Source organism: Nocardioides sp. SYSU D00038 (assembly GCF_016924665.1).
Taxonomy (GTDB): Bacteria; Actinomycetota; Actinomycetes; order Propionibacteriales; family Nocardioidaceae; genus Nocardioides.
Genome location: NZ_JAFFJT010000026.1, coordinates 105,974 through 128,691, shown reverse-complemented (window position 1 = coordinate 128,691; position 22,718 = coordinate 105,974). Strand labels below are relative to the sequence as shown.

Sequence of the window (22,718 nt, the reverse complement as noted above, 5' to 3'; positions counted from 1 at the left end):
ACACCTCCGAGACACCCCCGAGACACCCCGACAGCTGAGGACCGCACCGATGGACCTGCAGGGCGACTTCCACGTCTACGACACCACGCTGCGCGACGGCGCGCAGCAGGAGGGGCTCAACCTCTCCGTGGCCGACAAGCTCTCCATCGCCCGGCACATCGACGGGCTCGGCGTCGGCTACATCGAGGGCGGCTGGCCGGGTGCGAACCCCAAGGACACCGAGTTCTTCCGCCGCGCGGCCGACGAGCTCGACCTCAAGCACGCCCGGCTCGCGGCGTTCGGGTCGACCCGCCGGGCCGGGGTGCGCGCCGCCGACGACCCCCAGGTCGCGGCGCTGCGCGACAGCGGGGCGCCCACGGTGACGCTGGTGGCGAAGTCGCACGACCGCCACGTCGAGCTCGCGCTGCGCACCACGCTCGAGGAGAACCTCGCGATGGTGCGCGACACCGTGAGCCACCTGCGCGCCGAGGGCCAGCAGGTCTTCCTCGACGCCGAGCACTTCTTCGACGGCTACCGCGCCAACCGCGACTACGCGCTCGAGGTGCTGCGCACGGCGTACGACGCGGGCGCCGAGGTGGTCGCGCTGTGCGACACCAACGGCGGCATGCTGCCCGACTGGGTCACCGAGGTGGTGCAGGACGTCGTGGCCAGCACCGGCGGCCGGGTCGGCATCCACGCCCACAACGACTCCGGCTGCGCGGTCGCCAACTCGATCGCGGCGGTCAACGCGGGCGCCACCCACGTGCAGGGCTGCATCAACGGCTACGGCGAGCGCACCGGCAACGCCGACCTGGTGACGGTCGTGGCCAACCTCGAGCTCAAGCTCGGTCGGCCGGTGCTGCCCACCGGGCTGCTGCGCGACTCGACCCGGATCGCCCACGCCGTCGCCGACGTGACCAACTTCCCGCCCGCCTCGCGACAGCCCTACGTCGGCGCCTCGGCGTTCGCCCACAAGGCCGGGCTGCACGCCAGCGCGATCAAGGTCGACCCCAACCTCTACCAGCACCTCGACCCGGTCGAGGTCGGCAACGACATGCGGCTGCTGGTCTCCGACATGGCCGGCCGCGCCAGCATCGAGCTCAAGGGTCGCGAGCTCGGCTTCGAGCTGGGGCACGACAAGGAGCTGGTCACCCGGATCACCGACCGGGTCAAGCAGCTCGAGCAGGGCGGCTACACCTTCGAGGCGGCCGACGCCTCCTTCGAGCTGCTGCTCGTCGAGGAGGTCGAGGGGCAGCGCCCGTCGTACTTCGAGGTGGAGTCGTGGCGGGTGATCACCGAGACCCTGGCCCACCGCGCGGCGGGGGAGGAGGCGGTCTCGGAGGCCACGGTCAAGCTGCTGGCCGCCGGGGTCCGCTACGTCGTCACCGGCGAGGGCAACGGGCCGGTCAACGCGCTCGACCAGGCGCTGCGCTCGGCGATCGTGCAGGCCTACCCCGAGGTCGCGAAGTTCGAGCTCATCGACTACAAGGTGCGCATCCTCGACCAGGGCCACGGCACCGACGCGATCACCCGGGTGCTGATCGAGACCAGCGACGGGGAGACGTCGTGGGTCACCGTCGGCGTCGGGCACAACGTGATCGAGGCGTCGTGGGGCGCCCTGGTCGACGGCCTCACCTTCGGGCTGCGCCGCCACCAGGCCTGAGGGCGGAGCTCAGCCGCCGGCGACGATCCGGCGCGCCAGGTCGACCCAGCCGTCGTGGATGCGGTCGACCGAGAGGCCGTCGAGGTTGACCTGGTGGTCGAGCACCAGCACCTCCATCGGCGAGAGCAGCGCGGTGGCCAGGAGGGGCAGGTCGCCGGTGACGCCGAGCTCGGCCAGCAGGTAGCGCACGTGCATGACCGAGAACGAGTACGCCGCCGCGGCCCGGCTGCCGGCCGTCCCGGCGGCGCGGATCAGGTCGGCGTGCAGCAGCGTGGTGTCGAGACGGGAGCGGCCGAAGGCCAGCAGCCGGTCCAGCGGCGGGGCGCCGGGGCCCAGCGGCGGCGGCCCCGAGATCACGGCCGCCTGCCACTCGGTCTCGCTGAAGTTCAGGATCGCCCCCATCAGCCCCTCGCGGGACTCGAAGCGCCGGAAGACGGTGCCCTTGCCGACCCCCGCCCGCGCCGCGACGTTCTCCATGGTGACCGCGTCGACACCGCAGGAGTCGATGAGCTCGCGGGCGGCGACCAGCAGCGCCTGCCGGTTGCGCGCCGCGTCGGCCCGCTCGACCGGCGGCGCGTCCAGCAGCGGCAGGTCGCGGCGGGAGTGGACGGGGGAGGACATGGTGCCGTCACTGTAGGGCGGGGCCGGTCGGCGAGCACGCGGTCGAGACGAAGAGCAAAAAGTGTCGGGTCGCGGAATAGAAACCGGACCGGGGTCCGTTTAGCCCTCGGACCATCACCCGACCCTCCTGAGGAGAACCCATGTCCGAGACCCGCGTCGCCGTCCTCGTCGGCAGCCTCCGCGCCGACTCCGTCAACCGCCGCCTGGCCGAGATCCTGCGCGACCGTGCCCCCGAGGGGGTCTCGCTCGACATCGTCGAGGGCCTGGGCGAGGTGCCCTTCTACAACGAGGAGATCGACGCCGACCAGGCGCCGGCCGCCGCGAGCCGGCTCCGCGACCAGGTTGCCGCGGCCGACCGGGTGCTGGTGGTGACCCCCGAGTACAACGGCACCATGCCGGCCGTGCTCAACAACGCCATCGACTGGCTCTCGCGCCCCTACGGCTCCGGCGCCCTGGTGGGCAAGCCGTTCGGCGTCATCGGCACCACGCCGACGCCCTACGGCGGCAAGTGGTCGCACGAGGACGCCGCCCGCTCCGCCCGGATCGCGGGTGCGGTCGTGGTCGAGGACGTCACGGTGTCGCAGTCCTCGATCGACGTCGACGTGCTCGAGGACGACGAGGTGCTGGGCAAGCTCAGCGCGGCCGTCAGCACGCTGGTGGAGTTCCAGCCGGAGGCCGTCGCGGTCTGAGTGCCGGGCCGGGGTCGGCCCCGATGCCCTAGCGTCGTGGTGTGACCCAGCTCCACGACCTGACCGCCCTCGAGCAGGGGGCCCTCGTCCGCAGCGGCGAGGTCTCCCCGCTCGAGCTGGTCGACCACCACCTCGGACGCGCCGCCCGCGCGGGCGGGGGCGGGGGGGGGGCGCGCACCCCCCCCCCCGGCCCGCTGGGGGGCGTCCCCCCCGCTCGCGGTGGCCCACCCCCACCTCGCCCGGGCCGCCCGCGATGCGGTCGGCGCGTTCGTCACGCTCACCCCCGACCTGGCCCGGCAGCGGGCCGCGGCGCTGGGCAGCCCGCCGCCGCACGCCCCGCCCCTGTGGGGCGTGCCGACCGCGGTCAAGGACCTCAACCTCACCGCCGGGGTGCGCACCACCTTCGGCTCGCCGCTCTTCGCCGACTTCGTGCCCGACGTCTCCGACGCGGTCGTGCTGGCGATGGAGGCGGCGGGGATGGTCAGCCTCGGCAAGACCTCGACCCCCGAGCTGGGCTCGCCCTGCTACACCGAGCCCGAGGGGCTGCCGCCGGCGGTCACCCCGTGGGACCCGACCCGGATGGCGGGCGGCTCGTCCGGCGGCGCGGCGGCCGCGGTGGCGGCGGGGCTGGTACCGGTGGCCCAGGGCTCCGACGGCGGCGGCTCGATCCGGATCCCGGCGTCGTGCTGCGGCCTGGTGGGCCTCAAGCCCACCCGGGGCCGGATCAGCGGCGCCCCGATGTACGGCGACCCGGTCGGCCTGGCCACCGCCGGGCCCCTGGCCCGCACCGTGCGCGACGCCGCCGCGCTGCTCGACGTGCTGGCCGGGCGCCGGCCCGGCGACCCGGCCTGGGCGCCGGAGCCGACGGGCACGTTCCTGGCCGCCTGCGACCGCGACCCGGGACGGCTGCGGATCGCCCGGTTCGTCGAGCCGGTGATCGCCGCGGTCGACGTCGACCCCGAGTGCGTGCGGGCCTGGGCGGACGCCTCGACGCTGCTGGAGTCGCTGGGCCACGAGGTCGTCGACGTGCCGGTGCCGCTGCCGCCCGAGGCGGTGCCGGTCTTCGAGACCTGCTGGGCGGTGCTGACGGCGATGTCGGTGCCCGACCTCGACGGGTCCGGGGAGCCCGACCCGCGGCTGCGCCCGCTGACCCGCTGGCTCACCGAGCAGGGTCGGGCGGTCGGCGGACCCGAGCTGGGGCTGGCGATCGGCGCGATGCGACGCTTCGCCGCCGCCGCCCTGGAGCAGCTGGCGGCCTACGACGCCGTGCTCACCCCCACGCTGGCCAGCCCGCCGCTGCCGGTGGGGGCGATCCGCGACGACATCGACCCGGCCCGCGACTTCGAGGCCCAGAAGGCGTTCACGCCGTGGACGTCGGCGTGGAACGTCACCGGCATGCCGGCGGTCTCGCTGCCCCTGCACCAGACCCCCGACGGGCTTCCGGTCGGCGTGATGCTGGCCGCGCGACCGGCCGAGGAGGAGCTGCTGCTCTCGCTCGCCGCCCAGGTCGAGCTCGCCGCACCGTGGGCGCACCGGAAGCCGGCGGGGTGGTGAGCCCCGTGCGGCGCTGCCACACCGCCGAGCTCAGCGCCGACGAGCTCACCCGGGCGCGGGCGCTCATGGACGCCTCGTTCGACGACTTCGGCGACCACGACTGGGAGCACGGGCTCGGCGGCATGCACGCCCTGGTCGAGGACGACGGCGTGCTCGTGGCCCACGGGTCGCTGGTGATGCGCCGGCTGGTCGCCGGCGGCCGGTCGCTGCGCACCGGCTACGTCGAGGCGGTGGCCGTGGCGCCCACCCACCGCGGTCGCGGTCTGGGCCACGAGGTGATGGCGGCGCTCGAGGCGCTCGCGCCGGCGTACGACCTGCTGGCGCTGAGCAGCTCCGACGAGGGGCTGCCCCTCTACCGCTCGCGCGGCTGGACAGCGTGGCGGGGCCGCACGTCGGTGCTGGGCCCCACCGGCGTCGAGCCCACCCCCGACGACGACGGCAGCGTGCTCGTGCTCGGTGGGCCGGACGGGCTCGACCTCGACGACGACCTCGCCTGCGACTGGCGCGAGGGCGACGTCTGGTAGACCGGAGTCATGAGCAGACCCGTCCTCGTCGTCGTCGGAGCCGGCCCCGGGGTCAGCGGGTCGCTGGCCCGCCGGGCCGCCGCGGAGGGCTACGACGTGGGGCTGCTCGGCACCGACGAGCAGCGCCTGGCGGAGCTGGCCGAGGCGGTCCGCGAGCACGGCGTCGACGTCGGGCACGCGGTCGTCGACGTGACCGACGACGCCGCCGCCCGGGCCGCGATCGGCCGGCTGGGGGAGCACGCCGGGAGGATCGACCACCTCCACTTCAACCCCAGTGCGTTCCGCGAGCGCGACCCCCTCGAGCTCACCGTCGCCGAGCTGCTCGCCGACGTCGCCCTCGGCGTGGGCGCGCTGCTCACCGCCGTGCAGGCCGCCCGGCCGTTCCTGTCGGCGGGCGGGAGGGTGACCGTCACCGGCAGCATGGCGGCCGACCGGCCGTGGCACCGCGCGGCGTCGCTGGGCGTGCAGAAGGCCGGTGTGCGCAACCTGGTGCACAGCATCGACACGACCCTCGCGGCCGACGGCATCCGGGCGGTCTCGGTGACCGTGCGGGGCGTGCTGTCCGACGAGGGCGCCTTCACCCCCGACCGGGTCGCCGACGCGCTGTGGGCCGCGGCCCGGCAGGACGAGGCGGAGTGGCGCACCGAGGTGCCCTACTCCGGTTGAGCCGCCGCCGTCGACGCGTCAGTCGCCGATCCCGCGTGCCTGCAGGGCGTCCCCGGTCTCGTGGGCGCGGGCGACCACCCGGACGACGAACGGCGTGAGGTAGGCCCGCGGCCGCCCGTCGAGCCCGCGGGCGCGGGCGGCGTCGCGGGTCTCGACCGCGATCGCGAAGGTGGCCGGCAGGGCCTGGATCGCCATCGAGAACGTCAGCGCCAGCCGCTCGGGGCTGAAGCCGAGCCGGCGGAACGGCCCGGCCCAGCGCACGATGCCGTCGAGCATGGCGTTGACCGAGGTGGTGGTCGTCAGCACCAGGGCGAGCAGGGTGAGCGTCACCAGGTCGAGGAACGTCTCGATCGCCTTGTCGCGGCCGTGGAACCACCACTGCACCGCGCCCGCCACCACCGCGAGCAGCAGCACGTAGCGCAGCGCGCGGGCCAGCGCGCGCAGCCGCACCCGCGCCAGCAGCGAGAGGACCACGGCGACCCCCAGCGCGACGAGGGCCGCGCCCAGGTCGCGGATCGCCACCGTGGCGACGCTGAGCACCACCAGGGCCACCACCTTGGTGCCGGGGGACAGGCGGTGCAGCAGCGTGGTGCCCGGCCGGAAGGCGCCGGCGGGCATCGCCGACCTCAAGCCGACACCGCGTCGCGGTAGTGGGCGACGGCGGCCTCGCCGGGGCCGTCGTAGGCGACCCGGGCGGCGTCGACCACGACCACCCGCTCGCAGCGGGCGGCCAGCTCGAGGTCGTGGGTGACCAGCACCAGCTGCTGGTCGAGGCCGAACAGCACGTCGGCGACGCGGCGGGTGTTGGCGAGGTCGAGCAACGTGGTGGGCTCGTCGGCCACCAGCAGGGCCGGCTCGATCGCCAGCACCCCGGCCAGCGCGAGCAGCTGGCGCTGCCCGCCCGACAGCGAGTGCACGCTGTCGTGGGCGTGGTCGGCGAGCCCGAACCGGTCGAGGACCTCGAGCGCCCGCACCCGCCGTTCGGCCCCGGCGCGCACGTGGCGGCGCAGCGAGAGCTCGACGTCCTCGACGCAGGTGGGCATCACCAGCTGGGCGCTGGGGTCGGTGAACGCGAACCCGACGACCCGCCGGGCGGCGCGGGGGTCGCGGCCCACGTCGACGCCGTGCACCTCGACCCGACCGGTGGTCGGCGCGACCAGTCCGTTGAGCAGGCGCACCAGCGTGGACTTGCCCGAGCCGTTGGCGCCGATGACGCCGATCCGGCGCTCGGTCAGCCTGAGCGTGGTGGGCTCGAGCAGCACCCGGTGACCGTCGTCGGTCTCGACCGTGACCCCGGCGCCGTCGAGGGAGATGGTGGCCGGAGCCACGTCAGCGGCGCCGCAGCAGGGCGGGGAAGGCGCGGTGCACCTCGGCGGCCACGATCGCGACCAGCGTGGTCTTGAGCAGGTCGCCGACCCAGAACGGGGTGTCGTAGTTGAACGCCTCGTGCCAGGAGACGTCGAAGTGGAGCTTCATGCCGGTGATCCCGAGCGGGTGGATGACCAGCGCGCTGCCGGCGATCGAGCAGAGGAAGACCGCCCAGGCCCGGGTGCGGCGCCGGCCCGCGACGTACTTGACCAGGAAGCCGGCCAGCAGCGCGGCGAGCGGGAACGCGACGAGATAGCCCGCCGTGGGGCCGGAGAAGACCCCGAGGCCGGCGGAGTGCTCGGCGAAGACCGGGAGCCCGATGGCGCCGAGACCGAGGTAGAGCGCCACGGCGAGGAACCCGCGCACCGGGCCCAGCAGGCAGCCGGAGAGCATCACGCCGAAGGTCTGCAGGGTGATCGGCACGCCGGAGCCGCCGGTGGGGATGGCGCCGATGTAGGCGCAGGCGGAGATCAGCGCGGCGAAGGCGGCGATGAGGGCCAGGTCGGTGGGGGCGAACCCCGGACGCTCGACCGTCGAGACGATCTCGGTCGGTGGCGCCGTGTGGTCGCGGGCCTCGTCCTGCATGGGCATGATTCTCGGGCTCCGGAGCGCTGCGTGACCAGTCGCGGCCACGGGTGGGCTGAACAGGTTTGTGAACGCTGTTCAGGTGAACGGCGTTCAGGTTAGGCTGGCGACCCCCACGGGTCAACCCGGCCCGTCCGTCGGCGAGGAGTGAGATGGGCCACCGCCGCGACGCCGTCGTCGCCGCCGCCCTCGCCGTGCTCGACGGGTTCGGGCTCGCCGACCTGACCATGCGCCGGCTGGCCGCCGAGCTCGACGTCCGCCCGAGCGCGCTCTACCACCACTTCCGCACCAAGCAGCTGCTGCTGGCCGAGGTTGCCGACGAGATCCTGCGCCGCGGCCACCGCCCGGCGCGGCTCGACGACCCCGGCGCCCCGTGGGACGAGCGGGTCGCCGCGGTCTGCGCGGGGCTGCGCGAGGCGGTACTCGCGTGGCGCGACGGCGCCGAGCTGGTCACCACCGTGCGCGCCTACGGCCTCGGCGCCGCCGCGCCCCACGACGAGCTGGTCGTCCTGCTCGTCGAGGCCGGCTGCGACCCGTCGCTGGCCGACACCGCCGCCCGCACGCTGCTGCACTTCGTGCTGGGCCACGCCACCGACGAGCAGCTCCACCTCCAGGCCGGCAGCGCCGGCGCGATCGACGACGCGCCCCGCCCCGCCTCCGACTTCGCGACCGGGCTCGAGGGGGGGCTCGCCGGGAGCCGGCGGCGGGTCGGGTCGGCCGCGGCGCGGTAGTCACGGACGTTCGGCACCTCGATCGGGCCGATCCGGATGCCGAACGTCCGTGACTACCCCGGTCGGCGGGCTCAGCAGCGCGAGATCTGCCCCATGCCGACGTCGCTGCCGAGGCCCTCGCCGGTCAGCTCACCGATGCCGCCGACCAGGACCTGACGCCCGTTGCGCACGACGTCGATCGTCTTCGTCGCGCTCGTACGCCGGGGCGCGGTGCGGAAGCCGATCCGGCGCACCTCGCGGCCGTCGACCTGCACGGCGTACTCGGACAGGTGGGCGTGCGCGGAGTCGTTGACCAGCCGCACCCGGACCCGCCAGGCGCGGCCGCCGTCGATCGAGACCTTGCAGGCCTGCGACTTGGCGCCGTGGATGCGGAAGAGCGTCGTCCAGCCCGCGGCCTGCGCGGGCGCGGCGACGAGCGAGGACGCGAGCAGCGCGGCGACGGCCAGCAGTCCGGTGGGGACGAGGCGGCGGGGAGACATGGCCGGGAGGTTCCTTCCGGGTCGGGATGCTGGTGGGCTCCTGCCCCGCGTCAGGCCGAGGAAACCCTGGCGACCGCGAGCAGCCGCTCGCACTCCTCGATCAGCCGGGCCCGCAACGGGGCGCCGCGCTCGGCGAAGGCGCGCTGGGCAGCGACGTACTCCTGCTTGCCCTCGGGGGTCTCGATCCGCACCGGCTCGAACCCGAGGCCGGCCAGGTCGTACGGCGCCGCCCGCATGTCGAGCTCGCGGATGTCGCGCGCCAGCTCGAAGCAGTCGGCCACCAGGTCGGAGCAGATCATCGGGGTCAGCCGGAACGCGTGCTTGTAGAGGTCCATCCCCGCGTGCAGGCAGCCGGGCTGCTCGAACGCCGGCCGGTCCTGCGCGGTGGGGAGGAGCGTGTTCAGCGGCCGGGCCGGCCCGGTGAAGAACCGGTAGGCGTCGAAGTGGGAGCAGGCGATCCGGTGCGACTCCACGACCCGGTCGGTGCCCTCGGGGCCGAGGCGCAGCGGCCAGTCGGCGTGGCGGGTCTCGTCCTCGGCGAGGCGGTAGACCATCGCCCACTCGTGCAGCCCGAAGCAGCCGAGGCTCGCCGGTCGGGCGGCGGTGGCGGTGAGCAGCGCGTGCAGCGACTCCAGCAGCGGCGCCTGCCCCTCGGCGTACGACGCCGTCACCGCGCCGTCGGCGTAGCCCTTGAGCCCGTCGTACTCCGGGGCGTCGGCCAGCCGCACGCCGAAGCCGGGGTGCCAGCGGCGCAGCTGGGCCGGACGCTGGGCGTAGTAGGTGAACAGGAAGTCGTGCACGGGGTGCTTGACCCGCGACTCCCGGCGCTGGAGGTGGGGGCGCACGAAGGCGTCGACTCGTGCGGCGTGCCGTGCGGCGTGCTCGCGCCAGACGTCCTCGGACAGCACCTCCATGGGGACCAACCGTAGGTCGATAGGCTCGGCGGGTGCGCATCGCCAGATTCACCACGGGGGAGGACCCGCTCTACGGCGTGGTCACCGGAGAGCTCGACGAGAACGGCCAGCCCGGGGAGGACGCGGTCGTCGTCGCCCTCGCCGGCGACCCGCTCTACGTCGGGGTGAAGCTGCTCGAGCAGGAGCACCGGCTCGCCGACGTGCGGCTGCTGGCGCCGGTGCTGCCGCGCAGCAAGGTCGTCGGCATCGGGCGCAACTACGCCGCCCACGCCGCGGAGATGGGCAACGACGTCCCCGAGGAGCCGCTGATGTTCCTCAAGCCCAACACCAGCGTGGTCGGGCCGGGCGACCCGGTCTTCTACCCGCCGCAGACCAGCGAGCTCCACTACGAGGGCGAGCTCGCGGTCGTGATCGGGCGGATCTGCCGCGACGTGCCGGCCGAGCAGGCCACGGACGTCATCCACGGCTACACGATCGCCAACGACGTCACCGCTCGCGACCTGCAGCGCCGGGACGGCCAGTTCACCCGGGCCAAGGGCTTCGACTCCTTCTGCCCGCTGGGCCCGTGGATCGAGACCGACCTCGACCCCCACGACTTCGCCGAGGGTCGCGCCGTGCAGACCTACCTCAACGGCGAGCTCGTGCAGGACGGCTCGACCAGCGACCTGATCTTCGACGTCCCCGCGTTGGTCGCCCACGTCTCTAGCGTGATGACACTGCTGCCCGGCGACGTCATCCTCACCGGCACCCCCGAGGGCGTCGGTCCCATGCAGGTCGGTGACGAGGTCGAGGTCTCGATCGCCGGCCTCGGATCCCTCACGAACAAGGTGGCCCAGCGGTGACCGTCCGCGTCCGTTTCTGCCCGTCCCCGACCGGCTCGCCGCACGTCGGCTTCGCCCGGGCGGCCCTCTACAACTGGGTGTTCGCGCGCCGCCACGGCGGCACTTTCGTGTTCCGCATCGAGGACACCGACAAGGAGCGCTCGACCCAGGAGTCCTACGACGCCATGGTCGAGTCGATGCAGTGGCTGGGCCTGGACTGGGACGAGGGACCGGTCGTCGGCGGCCCCCACGGCCCCTACCGCCAGTCCGAGCGCACCGAGATCTACCGCGACGTGCTCGCCCGGCTCGCCGAGTCGTCGTACACCTACGATTGCTTCTGCACCCCCGACGAGGTCGACGCCCGGCGCCGGGCCGGCGGCTCCAAGGTGCAGGGGTACGACGGGTTCTGCCGCGACCTCTCGACCGAGCAGCGCGCGGCGTTTGAGGCCGAGGGGCGCTCCTCGGTCGTGCGGTTCCGGATGCCCGACGGCGCGATCACCTGGACCGACCTGGTGCGCGGCGAGATCACGTTCGAGACCGAGTTCGTGCCCGACTTCGCGCTCTGCCGGGCCAACGGCGACCCGCTCTACACGCTGGTCAACCCCGTCGACGACGCCCTGATGCGGATCACCCACGTGCTGCGGGGCGAGGACCTGCTCTCCAGCACCCCCCGCCAGCTCCCGCTCCACCGGGCGCTGGTCGAGCTCGGCATTTCCGAGGCGGTGCCGGAGTTCGGCCACCTGCCGCTGATCATGGGCGAGGGCAACAAGAAGCTGTCCAAGCGCGACCCCCAGGCCCACCTGTTCATGTACCGCGACCAGGGCTTCATCCCGGAGGGCCTGCTCAACTACCTGGCGCTGCTCGGCTGGGCGATCGCCGCCGACCGCGACGTGTTCACGCTCGCCGAGATGGTCGAGGCCTTCGACATCGGCGACGTCAATCCCAACCCCGCGCGCTTCGACCTCAAGAAGGCGGAGGCGATCAACACCGCCCACCTGCGGATGCTGCCGCTCGAGGAGATCACCGAGCGGGTGCTGCCGTTCCTCGCCGCCGCGGGCGTCGTCGACCAGCCCGCCTCGGCCGCGGACCGGCAGCTCCTCGACCTCGCGATGCCCCTGGTCGGCGAGCGGATCAACAAGCTCACCGAGGCCGTCGACATGCTCGGCTTCCTGTTCGCCGACGAGGCGTCGTTCACGCGCGACGAGGCGGACGTCGAGAAGCTGCTCGACGAGGCCGGTCGCGCCGTCGTCCGCGCGGCCCACGACGCGGTCGCCCCTCTCGAGACGTGGTCGACCGAGGCGATCCAGGAGGCGCTGCAGGCCGCGCTGGTCGACGGGCTGGGGCTCAAGCCGCGCCACGCCTACGGTCCGGTGCGGGTCGCCGTGACCGGTCGCCGGGTCTCGCCCCCGCTCTTCGAGTCGATGGAGCTGCTCGGCCGCGAGCGCAGCCTGGCCCGGCTCGCCGGCGCCCTGGGGTGAGCGTGGCGCGCGTCGCCGACGGCGACTACCACCTGCTGCAGCGCCGCCGGCCGTGGAGCTGGTGGCGCCCGCTGCTCGGCACCCTGCTGCTCGGTGTGCTGGTGCTCGTCGTCGTGCAGGTCGTGCTGGTGCTGGTCTTCCTGCTCGGCTACGTCGCCACCGGCACCACCTCGGCGGCCGGCCTGGAGGCGGCCCTCGACCGGATCGCCGACACCGGCGACGTGACCCCGGTGTCGCTGGCCTACCTCAACCTCTCGCTGGCGGCGGCGATCCCGGTCACCATGCTGGTCGCGCTGCTGCTCCACCGGCAGCGCCCGGGCTGGCTGGCCTCGGTGGCCGGCCGGCTGCGCTGGCGCTGGCTGCTGGTCTGCCTCGGCCTGTCGGTGGTGGCGCTGGTGGCCACGATCGTGGTGAGCGCGCTGGTGCCCGAGACCAGCGACAGCAGCGTGTCCGGCGAGCTCAACGACTGGACGTCGACGACCCGCGACTTCGTGCTCGTCGTCCTGCTGCTCACACCGCTGCAGGCGGCGGGGGAGGAGTACGCCTTCCGCGGCTACCTCACCCAGGCCTTCGGCGGCCTGTTCGGCAACCGCTGGGTGGCGCTGCTGGTGCCCGCGCTGCTGTTCGCGCTGGCCCACGGCGCCCAGGACGCGCCGGTGTTCGTCGACCGGTTCGCGTTCGGCCTGGTCGCCGGCTACCTGGTGATCGCCACCGGTGGCCTGGAGGCGGGCATCGCCATGCACGTGCTCAACAACTGGCTGGCCTTCGGGTTGGCGCTGGCCTTCGGCGACATGAGCTCGGCGCTGAACCCGACGGGCGGGTCGTGGTGGAGCCTGCCGGTCACGCTCACCCAGTCGCTGGTCTACCTCGCTCTCGCCGTGGCCGTGGCCCGCCGGATGGGGATCGGCAACCGCGCCGAGCCGGGCATTTTGGAGCCCTCGATCCCTCGCGTGTAAGGTTTCTACTCGTGTTCGGGGCTGTCCCGGGAGCGCTGAACACCAGTAACACAGTGGGATATGGTGTAATTGGCAACACGACTGATTCTGGTTCAGTTATTCTAGGTTCGAGTCCTAGTATCCCAGCGAGATCGCGGCCGGCGCCCACGGCGGAGGCCGCGATTTTGTGCGGACGACAGCCTTCGCTAGAGTTCCGCAGGTTGCTCGGAGCAGGTCCCGCAGCAGCACCAGCAAGCCCCCGTTGTGTAGCGGCCTAGCACGCCGCCCTCTCAAGGCGGTAGCGCCGGTTCGAATCCGGTCGGGGGTACAGAACGAGGCCCGGTCCACCAGGACCGGGCCTCGCTGCTTCCCCGCCCGGTAGGCTGCGGCATGGCCGTGTCCGATTCCCGCCAGAAGGCGTCGTCGGCAGCGGGCAGGATAGGGCCATGACCACGACCGAGCGCCTCGACGCCGAGAGCTGCTACCGCGCGGTGAAGTCCCGCGACCGGCGCTTCGACGGGGTGTTCTACACCGCGGTCCGCACCACCGGCATCTACTGCCGCCCCTCGTGCCCGGCCCGCACCCCGGCGTTCGCGAACGTCACCTTCCACCCCACCGCCGCGGCCGCCCAGGCGGCCGGCTACCGCGCCTGCAAGCGCTGCCTGCCCGACGCGACCCCCGGCAGCCCCGACTGGGACGTCGCCGCGACCGTCGCCGGCCGCGCGATGCGGCTGATCGCCGACGGGGTGGTCGACCGCGAGGGGGTCGAGGGCCTGGCCGCCCGGGTCGGCTACACCTCGCGCCACCTCTCCCGCCTGCTCACCAGCGAGCTCGGCGCCGGTCCGCTGGCGCTCGCCCGGGCCCGGCGCGCCCAGACCGCGCGGGTGCTGCTCGAGACGACCGGGCTGACCCACGCCGACGTGGCGTTCGCGGCGGGCTTCGCCAGCATCCGCCAGTTCAACGACACCATCCGCGAGGTCTACGCCGCCAACCCCACCGAGCTCCGCGGCCGTCGCGGCGGGCCGCCCGCGACCGGCGGGGTGACCATGCGGCTGGCGGTGCGCACGCCGTTCGCCGGCCGGGCGCTGCTCGACTTCCTGGCCTTCCACCTGGTGCCGGGCGTCGAGGCCGCGGGGCCGGGTTGGTACGCCCGCACGCTCGACCTGCCCCACGGTCCCGGCACGGTGCGGCTGGCCGTCGACGACGCCCCCAGCGAGGGCGAGACGGCGTTCGTCGAGGCCAGGTTCGAGCTCCACGACCTGCGCGACACCGCCGCCGCGGTGGAGCGGGCCCGTCGGCTGCTCGACGCCGACTGCGACCCGGTGGCGGTCGCCGACCACTTCGCCGGCGATCCCGTCATCGGTCCCCTGGCCCGTCAGCGGCGGGGCCTGCGGGTGCCCGGGCAGGTCGACGGCGACGAGACCGCGATCCGCACGGTGATCGGCCAGCAGGTCAGCGTGGCCGGGGCCCGCACGGTCGCCGGGCGGCTGGTCGCCGCACACGGCACCCCGGTCAAGACGTCGGTGCCGGGGCTCACCCACCTGTTCCCCGACGCCGCCACCCTGGCCGAGGTCGACCCCGCGACGCTGCCGATGCCGCGCAGCCGCGGGCGCGCCCTGGTCGCGCTAGCGGGGGCGCTGGCCGACGGCACCGTCGCCCTCGACCGCGGCCCGGAGCGCGAGGCCGTGCGCGCGGCGCTGGTCGCGCTGCCCGGCATCGGCCCCTGGACCGCCGACTACGTCGCCATGCGGGCGCTCGGCCACCCAGACGTGTTCCTGCCCACCGACCTCGGCGTCCGCAACGCGCTCACCGGACTCGGCCACGACCCGGCCGTCGTGCTCGCCGACACCGAGCGCTGGCGCCCCTGGCGCTCCTACGCCCTGCTCCATCTCTGGAGCACCCTGTTCCCGCCCGTCCAGGAGGACTGAAGATGTACACCGTCATCGACTCGCCGATCGGCGAGCTGCGCCTCGTGGCCGCCCACGACGCGATCACCCAGATCGAGTTCTCGCCGTTCCGCGACGCCGACGGCCGGCCGCGCGGCGAGCGCGACGACGACCACCCCGTGCTGGTCGAGTGTGCACGCCAGCTGCGCGCGTACTTCGCCGGCGAGCTCACCGAGTTCGACCTGCCGCTCGCGCCGGCCGGCACCGAGTTCCAGCAGCGGGTCTGGAAGGAGCTGTGCGCGATCGGGTTCGGCGAGACCGCGTCGTACGGCGCGGTGGCGCTGCGGCTCGGCCTCACCAACGCCGCGTCGCGGGCGGTGGGCCTGGCCAACGGGCGCAACCCGATCCCGGTGGTCATCCCGTGCCACCGGGTGATCGGGGCCAACGGCACGCTCACCGGCTACGCCGGTGGCCTCGAGCGCAAGCAGCTGCTGCTCGACCTCGAGCGCCAGGACGCCCTGTTCTGAGGCCCCCGGGGGTCAGCCGCCGAGCAGCGTGGTCAGCTCGCGGTTGAACGCCGGGAGGTCGTCGGGCTTGCGGCTGGTCAGCAGGTTGCCGTCGACCACGACCTCCTCGTCGACCCACTCGCCACCGGCGTTGCGGATGTCGGTCTGCAGGCTCGGCCACGAGGTGAGCCGCCGGTCGCGCACGCAGTCGGCCTCGACCAGCGTCCACGGCGCGTGGCAGATCGCGGCCACCGGCTTGCCGGAGGCGACGAACGCCCGGGTGAAGTCGACGGCCGCCTCGTCCATCCGCAGCGCGTCGGGGTTGGCGACGCCGCCGGGCAGCACGAGACCGTCGAACTGGTCGACGTCGACGTCGGCGACCACGTGGTCGACCGGGAAGGTGTCGGCCTTGTCGAGGTGGTTGAACGCCTGCACCTCGCCCGCCTCGGTGCTCAGCAGCACCGGCGAGCCGCCGGCGTCGGCCACCGCCTGCCACGGCTCGGTGAGCTCGACCTGCTCGATGCCCTCGGGGGCGACGAGGAACGCGACGGTCCGGCCTTCGAGCGAGCTGGGCATGGGGGAGTCCTCTCGATGTGCGATCGGGTCTCCCCGCCGGTGATCCCCGAGCCCTCCCCACATACGTCGAGCCGTCGTTACTGCACTGCAGTAACGACGACTCGACGGGACGGGTCAGCCGTCGGCGGCTGCGCGGCGCAGCGACTCCGAGAGTCGCTCGGCGGCGGCGAGCACCGCGGGGGCGTGCATCCGGCCGGGCTGGCGCGAGAGCCGCTCGAGGGGGCCGGAGACCGAGACGGCGGCGATGATCTTGCCGCTGGGGGAGCGCACCGGGGCCGAGACCGAGGCCACGCCCTGCTCGCGCTCGCCCACCGACTGGGCCCAGCCGCGGCGGCGGATGCCGGAGAGGGCGGCGGCGGAGAAGGCGGCGTTCTGGAGGCCGCGGTGCATCCGCTCGGGGTCCTCCCAGGCGAGCAGCACCTGGGCGGCGGAGCCGGCGCGCATGGTGAGCTGGGAGCCGACGGGGATGGTGTCGCGCAGGCCCGACGGGCGCTCGGCGGCCGCCACGCAGACGCGGTGGTCGCCCTGGCGGCGCCACAGCTGCGCGGACTCGCCGGTGATGTCGCGCAGCCGGGCGAGCACGGGGCCGGCGGTGGCGAGCAGCCGGTCCTCGCCGGCGGCGGCGGAGAGCTCGGCCAGGCGGGGGCCGAGGACGAAGCGGCCCTGCATGTCGCGGGCGACCAGCCGGTGGTGCTCGAGCGCCACCGCGAGGCGGTGCGCGGTGGGGCGGGCCAGTCCGGTGCCGGCGACCAGGCCGGCCAGCGTGGCCGGCCCGGACTCGAGGGCGGTGAGCACGAGGGCGGCCTTGTCGAGGACGCCGACACCACTGGAGTTGTCCATATAGCAATACTGCCGTCTCACTCCATGGGATGCAAGGGGTAAGGTGGGACGCGTCCGAGGAACAGGCCACGCCGTCGTGGCCGCAACAGGTGAGGAGCGTCGACATGGGCCGGACCCTGTCGGAGAAGGTGTGGGACGAGCACGTCGTCCGATCGACCCCGGGTGAGCCGGACCTGCTGTACATCGACCTCCACCTCATCCACGAGGTGACCTCGCCGCAGGCCTTCGACGGCCTCCGCCTCTCGGGTCGCACCGTACGCCGCCCCGACCTCACGCTCGCGACCGAGGACCACAACGTGCCGACCCTCGACTGGGACAAGCCGATCGCCGACCCGGTGTCGCGCACCCAGGTCGAGACGCTGCGCCGCAACGCCGAGGAGTTCGGCGTCCGGCTGCACCCGCTCGGCGACGTGGAGCAGGGCATCGTCCACGTGGTCGGGCCGCAGCTCGGGCTGACCCAGCCGGGCATGACCATCGTGTGCGGCGACAGCCACACCAGCACCCACGGCGCGTTCGGGGCGATCGCGTTCGGCATCGGCACCTCCGAGGTCGAGCACGTGCTGGCGACCCAGACGCTGCCGCAGGCCAAGCCCAAGACGATGGCCGTCACCGTCAACGGGAGCCTGCCGGCCGGCGTGACCGCCAAGGACCTGGTGCTGACCCTGATCGCCCACACCGGCACCGGCGGCGGCCAGGGCTACATCGTCGAGTACCGCGGCCAGGCCATCGAGGAGCTCTCGATGGAGGGCCGGATGACGGTGTGCAACATGAGCATCGAGTGGGGCGCCAAGGCCGGGCTGATCGCGCCGGACGAGACGACCTTCGCCTACATCGAGGGCCGCCCCGAGGCGCCGAAGGGTGCCGACTGGGACGCCGCCGTGGCCCACTGGCGCAGCCTGCGCACCGACGACGACGCGGTGTTCGACAAGGAGATCGTGCTCGACGCCGGCGAGATGACGCCGTTCGTGACCTGGGGGACCAACCCCGGCCAGGGCGTCCCGCTCGGTGCCAGCGTGCCGTCGCCCGAGGACTTCGACGACGACCAGGACCGGATCGCCGCCGAGAAGGCCCTGCAGTACATGGGTCTCGAGGCCGGCACGCCGCTGCGCGAGGTCAAGGTCGACACGGTCTTCGTCGGCTCGTGCACCAACGGCCGGATCGAGGACCTGCGGCTGGCCGCCGAGATCATCAAGGGCCGCAAGGTCGATCCCGACACCCGCCTGCTCGTCGTCCCCGGCTCGGTGCGGGTGCGGATGCAGGCCCAGGACGAGGGCCTCGACGTGATCTTCAAGGAGGCCGGGGCCGAGTGGCGCGGCGCCGGCTGCTCGATGTGCCTGGGCATGAACCCCGACACCCTCGAGCCCGGAGAGCGCAGCGCCTCGACGTCCAACCGCAACTTCGAGGGCCGGCAGGGCAAGGGCGGCCGCACCCACCTGGTGTCGGTGCCCGTCGCGGCCGCGACCGCCGTGCGCGGCACGCTGTCGTCGCCCGCCGACCTCGAGCCCGTCCCGGCAGGAGCCAACTGACATGGACAAGTTCACCACCCACACCGGCATCGGCGTCCCGCTGCGGCGCAGCAACGTCGACACCGACCAGATCATCCCGGCCGTCTACCTCAAGCGGGTCACCCGCGACGGCTTCGAGGACGGGCTCTTCTCGGCCTGGCGCAACGACCCGTCGTTCGTGCTCAACCAGCCGGCGTACGCCGGCGGTTCGGTGCTCGTGGCCGGTCCCGACTTCGGCACGGGCTCCTCTCGCGAGCACGCCGTCTGGGCGCTGCAGAACTACGGCTTCCGGGTCGTCATCTCGCCGCGCTTCGCCGACATCTTCCGGGGCAACTCCGGCAAGGCCGGGCTGCTCGCCGCGCAGGTCGACGAGAAGGTTGTGCAGCGGCTCTGGGACCTGATCGAGGCCGAGCCCGGCACCCAGGTCACCGTCGACCTCGAGTCGCGCACCGTGCGCGCGGGCAGCGGGCCCGACGCGGTCGAGGACTCCTTCGACATCGACGACTACACGCGCTGGCGGCTGCTCGAGGGCCTCGACGACATCGGGATCACCCTGTCGCACGAGGAGGACATCGTCTCCTACGAGGCAGGTCGACCCGCCTGGAAGCCCGCGACCATCCGCGCCTGAACCGACCTCGGCGACCGGCCCGTGGCACTACGTGCCGTGGGCCGGTTTTCCTTTGTCCTGTTGCACATTTCGCGACGGATACCCCGCCGGGAATGGCCGTGCGCGGTCTGAAAGAGGTGTTGAGCCGGGGGCGGAATGCCTCGGCCACGCTGAAAAACACGCAATGTCGTACGGCGTGGTGATTGTGACAACGGCAACGATTCCCTAGCGTGCATGGAAGAAACCGCGCCGTTCCGTGCTCGGTCGTGCAATACAGAGTCTCCAGTGAAGGGGAAATTCGTGAACAAGTCTCAGCTCATCGATGCGCTCGCGGCGCGCTACGAGGGGAACAAGAAGGCCGCGGCGCACGCGCTCGAGTCCGTGCTCGACACCATTACCCGCGAGGTGGCCAAGGGCGAGAAGGTCGCGATCACCGGGTTCGGCTCGTTCGAGAAGAAGGTCCGCGACGCCCGCTGGGTGCGCAACCCGCGCACCGGCGACCGCATCAAGGCCAAGAAGACCGCGGTGCCGAAGTTCACGCCCGGCGCCAACCTGAAGGACATCATCTCCGGCGCCCGCAAGCTGCCGAAGCTCGAGATCCCGAAGGCCGCGGCCGCTCCTGCGAAGAAGGCCGCCGCGGTCGCGAAGAAGGCCACGCCCGCGAAGAAGGCCGCGCCGGCGGCGAAGAAGTCGACCGCCAAGAAGACCACCACCGCGGCCACGAAGAAGACCACCGCCAAGAAGGCCGCCCCGGCGAAGAAGACCACGCCGGCGAAGAAGACCACGCCGGCCAAGAAGACCACCACGGCGACCGCCAAGAAGACCGCGCCCGCCAAGAAGGCCCCGGCGAAGAAGACCACCACCGCCAAGAAGGCTCCGGCGGCGAAGAAGGCCCCCGCCAAGAAGGCTCCGGCCAAGAAGACCACCGCGAAGAAGACCGCCAAGAAGTCCTGACGGTCCCGCACCGCTAGTCGGCCAGCAGGCCGGTCTCCGCCAGGAGGCCGGCCTGCTGCCGCGTCCGGGGTCCGACCCCCAGGGCCAGCGCGGCGCGGAGGTCGTCCAGGTCGTCGACGTCACGGCGCAGGGTGATGAGGTCACCGGCGATCGGACGCGCGCCCGTCGCCTCGTGGGCCAGTGCCGAGCCCGGCCCGAAGCGCGGGTCGAACCCGTCGTGGGCGGCGGTGTAGAGCGTGGTGCCGATCCCGGCCGCGTCCGCGACGTACGCCGCCTCGCCCGGCCCGACGTGATCGAGCGCCGCATCGAGGTCGGCGGCGCGCAGGGCGGGCAGGTCCGCGCAGAGCGCGACGGGCACGAGCCCGGGCCAGCGGCGCCGCGACTCCGCGGCGGCCTGGCGCAGGGTGCCGTTGAGGTCGCTGCTGACGCCGTCGGGGATCGCCACGCAGCCCAGGGCCACCAGCTCGCCCGCGAAGCCGACGTCGTCGGTGGCGACCAGCACCTGCGCCACGCGGTCGCTGGACAGGCAGGCCGCCAGGGTGTCGAGGGCGAACGCCGCAGCGAGGTCGCGCCGCGCCTCGTCATCGACCCCGAGCCGGGACTTGCCGTAGGACGGCGGCTTGACGGGCACGACGACCGCGAAGCGCGCAGCGGGCCGGGAGAGCTCTGTCATCGACCCGATCCTCTCAGGCGGCGTCCGCGGGTCCGCGGGCGATAGCCTGCTCTGCGGACCTCGCCGGGCGGGGTCCGGCACCGGGACGCCGCAGGGGCGACCGGGCGGGAGACGAGGAGGGTGCGGGTGAAGGTCCGCAGGCTGCAGCAGAAGCGCGGCTGGGCGTGGAACCTCGCGGTCTCGATCGTCAAGCCGGCGCTGCTGGCGACGACGACGCACGAGTGGATCGACGGCCACAAGATCCCCGAGACCGGTGGCTGCATCCTGGTGCTCAACCACCTCTCCCACGTCGACCCGCTCACCGCCGCCCACGTGGTCTACGACCACGGCCGGATCCCCCGCTACCTCGCCAAGGCCGGTCTCTTCCGCAACCGGTTCCTGGGGTTCTTCCTGCGGGCCGCCGGGCAGATCCCCGTCGAGCGACTGAGCCGCAACGCCGCCGGAGCGTTCGACGCCGCGGTCGAGGCGGTCGCCTCCGGCGAGTGCGTGGTCGTCTACCCCGAGGGCACCATCACCCGTGACCCCGACCTGTGGCCGATGACCGGCAAGTCCGGCGCCGCCCGGATCGGTCTCGCGACCGGCTGCCCGGTGATCCCGATCGGGCAGTGGGGCGCCCAGCAGCTGCTGGCGCCGTACGCGAGGAAGCCGGACCTGTTCCCGCGCAAGCGGATCACCATGAAGGTGGGTGACCCCGTCGACCTCGCCGACCTCACCGCCGCCGAGCTGACCCCGGCCGTGATCGCCGAGGCCACCGAACGGATCATGGACGCGATCACCGCGCTCGTCGCCGAGATCCGCGGCGAGGAGCCGCCGGCGGAGCGGTTCGACATCAAGACGCTGGGGGCGCGCCAGATCGGCAACCCGCACCGGTCCGAGCCGGGGGAGGACCCGTCGTGAGTGCAGGCAAGGTCGCGGTCTTCGGGGCCGGCTCGTGGGGCACGGCGTTCTCGGTGGTGCTCGCCGACGGCGGCAACGAGGTGACGATGTGGGCGCGCCGCGAGGAGGTCGCCGCCGACATCAACGACCGCCGCGAGAACGCCGAGTACCTGCCCGGCGTCGAGCTGCCGCCCAGCGTGGGCGCCACCCACGACGTGGAGAAGGCGCTGCACGGCGCGGACGTCGTCGTGCTCGCCACGCCCTCGCAGACGCTGCGCGACAACCTGGTGCAGTGGACGCCGTACCTCTCCTCGGACCAGGTGCTGGTCTCGCTGATGAAGGGCGTCGAGCTCGGCACCCTCAAGCGGATGAGCGAGGTGATCGCCGAGGTCACCGGCGCCGGCCCCGACCGGATCGCGGTTGTGAGCGGCCCCAACCTGGCCAAGGAGATCGCCGGCCGCGAGCCCGCGGCGTCGGTGGTGGCCTGTGAGGACGAGGACGTCGCCAAGCGGCTCCAGCAGCGCTGCCACTCGCCGGCGTTCCGGCCCTACACGAGCGTCGACGTGCTGGGTTGCGAGCTCGGCGGCGCCTACAAGAACGTCGTCGGCCTGGCCGTCGGGATGGCCGTCGGGCTCGGCTTCGGCGACAACACCACCGCCTCGGTGATCACCCGCGGCCTCGCCGAGACCGCCCGGCTGGCGATGCGGCTCGGCGCCAACCCCCTGACGCTGATGGGCCTCGCCGGCCTCGGCGACCTGGTCGCGACCTGCTCCTCCCCGCTGTCGCGCAACCGCACCTTCGGCGAGAAGCTCGGCCAGGGCCTCACCACCGACGAGATCTACGCCTCGACCCGGCAGGTCGCCGAGGGAGCCAAGTCGTGCTCGTCGCTGCGCGCGCTCGCCGAGCAGTCCGGCGTCGACGCCCCGGTGGCCCAGTACGTCGACGAGGTCGTCGGTGGCCGGCTCACCGCGCAGGAGATGATGGACTCGATCCTGGCCCGCGACACCAAGGCCGAGACCGACTGAGCCGGGGCTGGCCCCGGTCCGCCGGGCGGCGGTGAGTGGGGCTCGGTTGGGGTCGCGCGTTCGGGGGCGTGCTCACCGCTGCCGGGTGGGGCGGCGGGGCGGCGGTGAGTGACGCTCCATTGGCGTGGTGGGTTCGGGGGCCTGCTCACCGCCGCCCGGTGGTGCGGCGGGGCTGCGGTGCCTGAGGCTCCGTTGACGCAGCGCGTTCGGGGGCCTGCTCACCGCCGCCGGGTGCGGCCCCGACCCGCCACCGGGCTAGCGTG

General features: G+C 73.5%; 25 protein-coding genes and 2 tRNA genes. 18 read left to right on the top strand and 9 right to left on the bottom strand.

The features are described 5' to 3' along the window. Positions 1 to 49: 49 nt before the first annotated feature. Positions 50 to 1,642 carry a citramalate synthase gene (gene cimA / locus JT721_RS16210; protein WP_205474292.1) on the top strand — a complete coding sequence of 531 codons (1,593 nt, stop codon included), beginning with the start codon at positions 50 to 52 and terminating at the stop codon, positions 1,640 to 1,642. A 9-nt stretch (positions 1,643 to 1,651) separates the two neighbouring features. Here the strand turns inward: cimA and JT721_RS16205 are convergent, their stop codons facing one another. Next, positions 1,652 to 2,263: a TetR/AcrR family transcriptional regulator gene (locus tag JT721_RS16205; protein ID WP_205474291.1), complete on the bottom strand. Its 612-nt coding sequence runs from the start codon at positions 2,261 to 2,263 to the stop codon at positions 1,652 to 1,654. 140 nt (positions 2,264 to 2,403) lie between these two features. On the opposite strand from JT721_RS16205, the gene JT721_RS16200 reads away from it, so the two are divergent. From JT721_RS16200 to JT721_RS16185, 4 genes are all read left to right on the top strand, one after another. Continuing rightward, positions 2,404 to 2,952, top strand: a complete 549-nt coding sequence (locus JT721_RS16200) for an NADPH-dependent FMN reductase (RefSeq protein WP_205474290.1) — start codon at positions 2,404 to 2,406, stop codon at positions 2,950 to 2,952. A 219-nt stretch (positions 2,953 to 3,171) separates the two neighbouring features. Beyond that, positions 3,172 to 4,506, top strand: a complete 1,335-nt coding sequence (locus tag JT721_RS16195; RefSeq protein ID WP_205474289.1) for an amidase — start codon at positions 3,172 to 3,174, stop codon at positions 4,504 to 4,506. Then, positions 4,476 to 5,030: a GNAT family N-acetyltransferase gene (locus tag JT721_RS16190; protein ID WP_374220892.1), complete on the top strand. Its 555-nt coding sequence runs from the start codon at positions 4,476 to 4,478 to the stop codon at positions 5,028 to 5,030. Before JT721_RS16195 ends, JT721_RS16190 begins: the two co-directional genes overlap by 31 nt. Before the next feature lie 9 nt (positions 5,031 to 5,039). Next, positions 5,040 to 5,696 (top strand): SDR family oxidoreductase, encoded by a 657-nt coding sequence (locus JT721_RS16185; RefSeq protein ID WP_205474288.1) that lies wholly within the window; start codon positions 5,040 to 5,042, stop codon positions 5,694 to 5,696. A gap of 18 nt (positions 5,697 to 5,714) precedes the next feature. Here JT721_RS16185 and JT721_RS16180 read toward each other — a convergent pair whose 3' ends face one another. The 3 genes from JT721_RS16180 to JT721_RS16170 are packed head-to-tail and all read right to left on the bottom strand — an operon-like array spanning position 5,715 to position 7,649. Next, positions 5,715 to 6,314 (bottom strand): CbiQ family ECF transporter T component, encoded by a 600-nt coding sequence (locus JT721_RS16180; RefSeq protein ID WP_205474287.1) that lies wholly within the window; start codon positions 6,312 to 6,314, stop codon positions 5,715 to 5,717. Positions 6,315 to 6,322: 8 nt separating this feature from the next. Continuing rightward, positions 6,323 to 7,024, bottom strand: coding sequence for an ABC transporter ATP-binding protein (locus tag JT721_RS16175; protein WP_307828094.1), 702 nt, complete (start codon positions 7,022 to 7,024; stop codon positions 6,323 to 6,325). A gap of 1 nt (position 7,025) precedes the next feature. Next, positions 7,026 to 7,649, bottom strand: coding sequence for a biotin transporter BioY (locus JT721_RS16170; RefSeq protein ID WP_205474286.1), 624 nt, complete (start codon positions 7,647 to 7,649; stop codon positions 7,026 to 7,028). Positions 7,650 to 7,801: 152 nt separating this feature from the next. On the opposite strand from JT721_RS16170, the gene JT721_RS16165 reads away from it, so the two are divergent. After that, positions 7,802 to 8,380: a TetR family transcriptional regulator gene (locus JT721_RS16165; protein ID WP_205474285.1), complete on the top strand. Its 579-nt coding sequence runs from the start codon at positions 7,802 to 7,804 to the stop codon at positions 8,378 to 8,380. A gap of 71 nt (positions 8,381 to 8,451) precedes the next feature. Here JT721_RS16165 and JT721_RS16160 read toward each other — a convergent pair whose 3' ends face one another. Both JT721_RS16160 and JT721_RS16155 read right to left on the bottom strand, forming a co-directional pair. Beyond that, the gene (locus JT721_RS16160; RefSeq protein WP_205474284.1) at positions 8,452 to 8,859 is read right to left on the bottom strand and encodes a hypothetical protein; all 408 of its coding nucleotides are present in this window, start codon (positions 8,857 to 8,859) and stop codon (positions 8,452 to 8,454) included. 50 nt (positions 8,860 to 8,909) lie between these two features. Beyond that, positions 8,910 to 9,773, bottom strand: coding sequence for a 3-methyladenine DNA glycosylase (locus JT721_RS16155; protein WP_205474283.1), 864 nt, complete (start codon positions 9,771 to 9,773; stop codon positions 8,910 to 8,912). Positions 9,774 to 9,805: 32 nt separating this feature from the next. Between JT721_RS16155 and JT721_RS16150 the strand changes: the two genes are divergently transcribed. The 7 genes from JT721_RS16150 to JT721_RS16120 all read left to right on the top strand — a co-directional run bounded on the left by JT721_RS16150 (position 9,806) and on the right by JT721_RS16120 (position 15,420). After that, complete coding sequence (locus tag JT721_RS16150) at positions 9,806 to 10,615, top strand: fumarylacetoacetate hydrolase family protein (RefSeq protein ID WP_205474282.1); 810 nt, start codon at positions 9,806 to 9,808, stop codon at positions 10,613 to 10,615. Then, complete coding sequence (gltX, locus tag JT721_RS16145; RefSeq protein WP_205474281.1) at positions 10,612 to 12,072, top strand: glutamate--tRNA ligase; 1,461 nt, start codon at positions 10,612 to 10,614, stop codon at positions 12,070 to 12,072. Before JT721_RS16150 ends, gltX begins: the two co-directional genes overlap by 4 nt. 2 nt (positions 12,073 to 12,074) lie before the next feature. Next, positions 12,075 to 13,028, top strand: a complete 954-nt coding sequence (locus JT721_RS16140) for a type II CAAX endopeptidase family protein (RefSeq protein ID WP_307828093.1) — start codon at positions 12,075 to 12,077, stop codon at positions 13,026 to 13,028. Between the two features lie 54 nt (positions 13,029 to 13,082). Further along, positions 13,083 to 13,154, top strand: a tRNA-Gln gene (locus tag JT721_RS16135). A 108-nt stretch (positions 13,155 to 13,262) separates the two neighbouring features. Continuing rightward, a tRNA-Glu gene (locus JT721_RS16130) sits at positions 13,263 to 13,335 on the top strand. Positions 13,336 to 13,453: 118 nt separating this feature from the next. After that, the gene (locus tag JT721_RS16125; RefSeq protein WP_205474279.1) at positions 13,454 to 14,935 is read left to right on the top strand and encodes an AlkA N-terminal domain-containing protein; all 1,482 of its coding nucleotides are present in this window, start codon (positions 13,454 to 13,456) and stop codon (positions 14,933 to 14,935) included. Positions 14,936 to 14,937: 2 nt separating this feature from the next. After that, positions 14,938 to 15,420 carry a methylated-DNA--[protein]-cysteine S-methyltransferase gene (locus JT721_RS16120; RefSeq protein WP_205474278.1) on the top strand — a complete coding sequence of 161 codons (483 nt, stop codon included), beginning with the start codon at positions 14,938 to 14,940 and terminating at the stop codon, positions 15,418 to 15,420. Between the two features lie 12 nt (positions 15,421 to 15,432). Here the strand turns inward: JT721_RS16120 and JT721_RS16115 are convergent, their stop codons facing one another. Then, a complete protein-coding gene (locus JT721_RS16115; RefSeq protein WP_205474277.1) occupies positions 15,433 to 15,975 on the bottom strand; it encodes a type 1 glutamine amidotransferase domain-containing protein in 543 nt (180 codons plus the stop codon). 114 nt (positions 15,976 to 16,089) lie between these two features. Then, a complete protein-coding gene (locus JT721_RS16110; RefSeq protein ID WP_205474276.1) occupies positions 16,090 to 16,815 on the bottom strand; it encodes an IclR family transcriptional regulator in 726 nt (241 codons plus the stop codon). Positions 16,816 to 16,919: 104 nt separating this feature from the next. Here JT721_RS16110 and leuC point away from each other — a divergent pair, with 104 nt between their 5' ends. The 3 genes from leuC to JT721_RS16095 all read left to right on the top strand — a co-directional run bounded on the left by leuC (position 16,920) and on the right by JT721_RS16095 (position 19,881). Continuing rightward, complete coding sequence (gene leuC, locus JT721_RS16105; RefSeq protein WP_205474275.1) at positions 16,920 to 18,341, top strand: 3-isopropylmalate dehydratase large subunit; 1,422 nt, start codon at positions 16,920 to 16,922, stop codon at positions 18,339 to 18,341. A gap of 1 nt (position 18,342) precedes the next feature. Next, on the top strand, positions 18,343 to 18,948 hold the full coding sequence (gene leuD / locus JT721_RS16100) for a 3-isopropylmalate dehydratase small subunit (protein ID WP_205474274.1): 606 nt from the start codon (positions 18,343 to 18,345) through the stop codon (positions 18,946 to 18,948). Between the two features lie 279 nt (positions 18,949 to 19,227). Next, positions 19,228 to 19,881 carry an HU family DNA-binding protein gene (locus JT721_RS16095; RefSeq protein ID WP_205474273.1) on the top strand — a complete coding sequence of 218 codons (654 nt, stop codon included), beginning with the start codon at positions 19,228 to 19,230 and terminating at the stop codon, positions 19,879 to 19,881. A 13-nt stretch (positions 19,882 to 19,894) separates the two neighbouring features. Here the strand turns inward: JT721_RS16095 and cofC are convergent, their stop codons facing one another. Next, positions 19,895 to 20,554, bottom strand: a complete 660-nt coding sequence (gene cofC, locus JT721_RS16090; protein ID WP_205474272.1) for a 2-phospho-L-lactate guanylyltransferase — start codon at positions 20,552 to 20,554, stop codon at positions 19,895 to 19,897. A gap of 126 nt (positions 20,555 to 20,680) precedes the next feature. Between cofC and JT721_RS16085 the strand changes: the two genes are divergently transcribed. Continuing rightward, on the top strand, positions 20,681 to 21,451 hold the full coding sequence (locus JT721_RS16085) for a 1-acyl-sn-glycerol-3-phosphate acyltransferase (protein ID WP_205474271.1): 771 nt from the start codon (positions 20,681 to 20,683) through the stop codon (positions 21,449 to 21,451). Next, a complete protein-coding gene (locus JT721_RS16080; RefSeq protein ID WP_205474270.1) occupies positions 21,448 to 22,455 on the top strand; it encodes an NAD(P)H-dependent glycerol-3-phosphate dehydrogenase in 1,008 nt (335 codons plus the stop codon). Before JT721_RS16085 ends, JT721_RS16080 begins: the two co-directional genes overlap by 4 nt. The last annotated feature ends 263 nt before the right edge of the window (positions 22,456 to 22,718 follow it).

Bases quoted from the DNA above. Each gene is read 5' to 3' on its own strand.
- JT721_RS16200 (WP_205474290.1), top strand. From the start codon at position 2,404: ATGTCCGAGACCCGCGTCGCCGTCCTCGTCGGCAGCCTCCGCGCCGAC.
- leuC (WP_205474275.1), top strand. From the start codon at position 16,920: ATGGGCCGGACCCTGTCGGAGAAGGTGTGGGACGAGCACGTCGTCCGA.
- JT721_RS16205 (WP_205474291.1), bottom strand. From the start codon at position 2,263: ATGTCCTCCCCCGTCCACTCCCGCCGCGACCTGCCGCTGCTGGACGCG.
- JT721_RS16125 (WP_205474279.1), top strand. From the start codon at position 13,454: ATGACCACGACCGAGCGCCTCGACGCCGAGAGCTGCTACCGCGCGGTG.
- cofC (WP_205474272.1), bottom strand. From the start codon at position 20,554: ATGACAGAGCTCTCCCGGCCCGCTGCGCGCTTCGCGGTCGTCGTGCCC.
- cimA (WP_205474292.1), top strand. From the start codon at position 50: ATGGACCTGCAGGGCGACTTCCACGTCTACGACACCACGCTGCGCGAC.
- JT721_RS16110 (WP_205474276.1), bottom strand. From the start codon at position 16,815: ATGGACAACTCCAGTGGTGTCGGCGTCCTCGACAAGGCCGCCCTCGTG.
- JT721_RS16120 (WP_205474278.1), top strand. From the start codon at position 14,938: ATGTACACCGTCATCGACTCGCCGATCGGCGAGCTGCGCCTCGTGGCC.
- leuD (WP_205474274.1), top strand. From the start codon at position 18,343: ATGGACAAGTTCACCACCCACACCGGCATCGGCGTCCCGCTGCGGCGC.
- JT721_RS16160 (WP_205474284.1), bottom strand. From the start codon at position 8,859: ATGTCTCCCCGCCGCCTCGTCCCCACCGGACTGCTGGCCGTCGCCGCG.
- JT721_RS16165 (WP_205474285.1), top strand. From the start codon at position 7,802: ATGGGCCACCGCCGCGACGCCGTCGTCGCCGCCGCCCTCGCCGTGCTC.
- JT721_RS16185 (WP_205474288.1), top strand. From the start codon at position 5,040: ATGAGCAGACCCGTCCTCGTCGTCGTCGGAGCCGGCCCCGGGGTCAGC.
- JT721_RS16155 (WP_205474283.1), bottom strand. From the start codon at position 9,773: ATGGAGGTGCTGTCCGAGGACGTCTGGCGCGAGCACGCCGCACGGCAC.
- JT721_RS16170 (WP_205474286.1), bottom strand. From the start codon at position 7,649: ATGCAGGACGAGGCCCGCGACCACACGGCGCCACCGACCGAGATCGTC.
- JT721_RS16180 (WP_205474287.1), bottom strand. From the start codon at position 6,314: ATGCCCGCCGGCGCCTTCCGGCCGGGCACCACGCTGCTGCACCGCCTG.
- JT721_RS16115 (WP_205474277.1), bottom strand. From the start codon at position 15,975: ATGCCCAGCTCGCTCGAAGGCCGGACCGTCGCGTTCCTCGTCGCCCCC.